This is a genomic window from Bradyrhizobium sp. Bra64 (assembly GCF_024519875.1).
In the GTDB taxonomy this organism is placed as follows: domain Bacteria; phylum Pseudomonadota; class Alphaproteobacteria; order Rhizobiales; family Xanthobacteraceae; genus Bradyrhizobium; species Bradyrhizobium japonicum_G.
This window is the reverse complement of the sequence record NZ_JALJRD010000029.1, coordinates 1-3,222: the sequence shown is the minus strand read 5'-3', so window position 1 is coordinate 3,222 and position 3,222 is coordinate 1. Positions and strand designations below refer to the sequence as shown.

Annotated in this window: 2 protein-coding genes; both read right to left on the bottom strand. The window is 66.8% G+C overall.

What is annotated here, in order from left to right; translation table 11 throughout:
* Positions 1 to 447 (bottom strand): chemotaxis protein CheW (locus tag NR187_RS34800; RefSeq protein ID WP_256809514.1); only part of this gene is annotated, 447 nt, incomplete at its 3' end.
* 24 nt (positions 448 to 471) lie between these two features.
* A partial coding sequence (locus tag NR187_RS34795) for a hybrid sensor histidine kinase/response regulator (protein WP_256809513.1) occupies positions 472 to 3,222 on the bottom strand: 2,751 nt, incomplete at its 5' end.

Genomic DNA, 3,222 nt, shown 5'->3' with positions numbered 1-3,222 from the left:
GAGCTCGAGGACGCGATCGACGTCGAGGACGACCATGAGCTGGCCGTCGAGACGGTGGACGCCGCCGGCGAGCTTGGCCATGCGGGGATCGAGGTTGACGGGGTTCTCCTCCTTGCCGTCCTCGGCAAGCCGCAGCACCTCGCCGATCTGGTCGATCAGCAGGCCATAGGATTCGCCGCGCAGATCGACGCCGACCGCCATCGGGGTCTTGCCGTCCTCGGGCTTGGGCAGGCCGAGGCGGGCGCGCATGTCGACCACGGTGACGATGCGGCCGCGCAGATTGAGCACGCCCGCGATCTCGCGCGAGGACAACGGCACGCGGGTGACGCGCTCGGGCATGAACACGTCCTGGACGCGGGAGATCGGCAGCCCGAACAGCTGGCCGCCGATCATCGCGGTGACGTATTCGACCATGGCGCCTTCGGTGGATTGGGCTTTCTTGCTCATGTGCGTGTCTCCTGATCCTGCCGTTTACGCCGCCGCCCGGCTCAGCTCCGAGGCGCCGGCGGCGCCCGCGGTCTGCTCCTTCAGCGCCGCGATCAGACCGGGACGGTCGAACTTGGCGACATAGTCGTGGAAGCCGGCCTGACGGCCGCGCTCGATCGCCGCCGGCGACACCAGCGCGGAGAGGCCGATGATCGGCATCGAGCCCAGATTGTTGTCCGAGCGGATCACTTCGGCGAACTCGAACCCGTTCATGTCGGGCATCTCGATGTCGGTCAGGACCACGTCGAAGGTCTGCGCGCGCAGGGCGGCGAGGCCCTCCTGCGCGGTCGGCGCGGTGCGGACGCGGTAGCCGGCCGCCTTGAGCACGGGCGCCAGCATGTTGCGGAAGAAGGCCGAGTCGTCGACCAGCAGCACCGACTGCGAGTGCATCGACGGCTTCATCTCCTTGCGGGTGAACCAGTCGGCGAACGCCATCGGCAGGAAGTGGCCGACGTCGATCACCTCGGTGGCCTGGCCCTTGATCACGGCCGAGCCGAGAATGCCGGAGGCGGAGCCGCCGACCTCGATGTTGAGCCGTTCCTCGACGATGTCGATGATCTCGTCGACGACGAGGCCCATGGAGCGGCCGTCATCGGCGAACACCAGGATCGGCTGGGCGCCCTGGCTGGCGATGGTGACGCTCTCCATGGCGACCAGCGGCATCAGCTGCTCGCGGTACTGCACCATGTAGCGGCCGTTGGAGAACTCGATCTTGTCGGCGGGCAGCTCTTCCAGGCGGGTGACGAGCCCGAGCGGAACCGCCTTGGGCTGGGACGAGCCGGCGCGGAAGACGAGGAGCGAGGTGGTCTGCTCGCCGCTTCCGATGTGGTGCGCCCCGTTCTCGTCGCCCATGTCATGGGCCGAGGAGCCGGCGGCGCCGAGCGCCTTGGCAATGCCGTTGGGATCGATGATCATGATGACGGCGCCATCGCCCAGAATGGTATTGCCGGAGAACATGTCGATGTGACGCAGCTTGGTCGACATCGGCTTGACCACGATTTCTTCGGTGTGGAACACGCCGTCGACGACGATGCCGAAGGTCTGGCTGCCGACCTGCGTGACCACGATGAAGCCGTTCTCGGGATCGGAAGCGGCGCCGTCGTCGATCTTGAGCAGCTTCTTCAGATGGATCAGCGGCAGCAGCTTGTTGCGGAGCCTGAGGACCGCGGTGTCCTTGATGCGCTCGATGCGGTGCTCGGAGTTGGCGCGGGCCCGCACCAGCTCGACGACCGAGAGCTGCGGGATGGCGAAGCGGTCGCCGGCGGCTTCCACGATCAGCGCCGAGACGATCGCGAGCGTCAGCGGGATCTTGATGGTGACGGAGGAGCCTTCACCCGCCACCGACTTGATGTCGATGGTGCCGCCGATCTGGTCGATATTGGTGCGCACCACGTCCATGCCGACGCCGCGGCCCGAGACCGAGGTGATGGCGGCCGCGGTCGAGAAGCCCGGCGCGAAGATGAACTTGTGGATCTGGGCTTCGCTCATCTTCTCGAGCTCGGCCTCGGTGACCAGACCCGAGGAGATCGCCTTGGCCTTGATCTTCTCGGTGTTGAGCCCGCGGCCGTTGTCGGCGATGCAGATGATGATGTGGCCGCCCTCGTGATAGGCGGACAGACGGATGGTGCCCTGCTCGCCCTTGCCAGACGCGAGGCGCTCGGCGGGGGTCTCGAGGCCATGATCGGCGGAGTTGCGCACCATGTGGGTGAGCGGGTCCTTGATCAGGTCGAGCACCTGGCGGTCGAGCTCGGTGTCGGCGCCGTGCATCTCCAGCTCGATCTGCTTGCCGAGTTCGCTCGAGAGGTCGCGGACGATGCGGGGCAGCTTCTGCCAGGCGTTGCCGATCGGCTGCATGCGCGTCTTCATGACGCCTTCCTGCAGCTCGGCGGTGACGTTGGAGAGCCGCTGCAACGGCACCTTGAACTCGGTGTCCTCGTTGCGGCGGGAGATCTCCAGCAGCTGGTTGCGGGTCAGGACCAGCTCGGAGACCATGGTCATCAGATGCTCCAGCGTATCCACGTTGACGCGGATCGACTGGTTGGCGATGCGGTCGCCCTCGGAGGCGCCCTCGTCGGCCATCGACTTCTTCGGCGCGGCCTTGTCCTTGGGCGCCTTGGCTTCCTTCGCAGTTTCCTTGGCAGCTTCCTTCACAGTTTCCTTGGCGGCAGGCGCGGGAGCTTCAGCAGCGGGCGCGGCCTGGACAACAGGTGCCGGTGCTTCGATCGCAGTCTCGCGGAAGGCGCGCTCGAGTTCGTCGAGCGAGACTTCGCCCGGACGCAGCGGGCGCTCGAGGGTCTGGTCGATCAGCAAGCCCTGGCTGGAGGGCGCAGCTTCAACGGCAGCAGGTGCTTCCGGCACCAGCGGCGGCGCTTCGGCGACGGGAGCAGCGGCGCCGGCAGCCATTGCCGCCATGCCCTGCTCGACCATCGCTTCCAGCTTGTCGATGAGATCGCGGTCAGTGCCTTCCGGCTCGGCTTCGGTCGCCTCGAGGCCGGCCAGGATTTCCTTGATGCGGTCGATCGAGGCCAGGATCACCGTCACCGCGCCGGCCGTCACCGGCATGCCGTCACGGAATTTGCCCATCAGGGTCTCGCCGGCATGCGCCAGCGCTTCCAGTCGCGGCAGCCCGAGGAAGCCGCAGGTGCCCTTGATGGTGTGGACCAGGCGGAAGATGTTATCCAGGATCTTGGCGTTGTTCGGCTCCTGCTCGAACTTCACCAGCTGGTTGTCCACGGT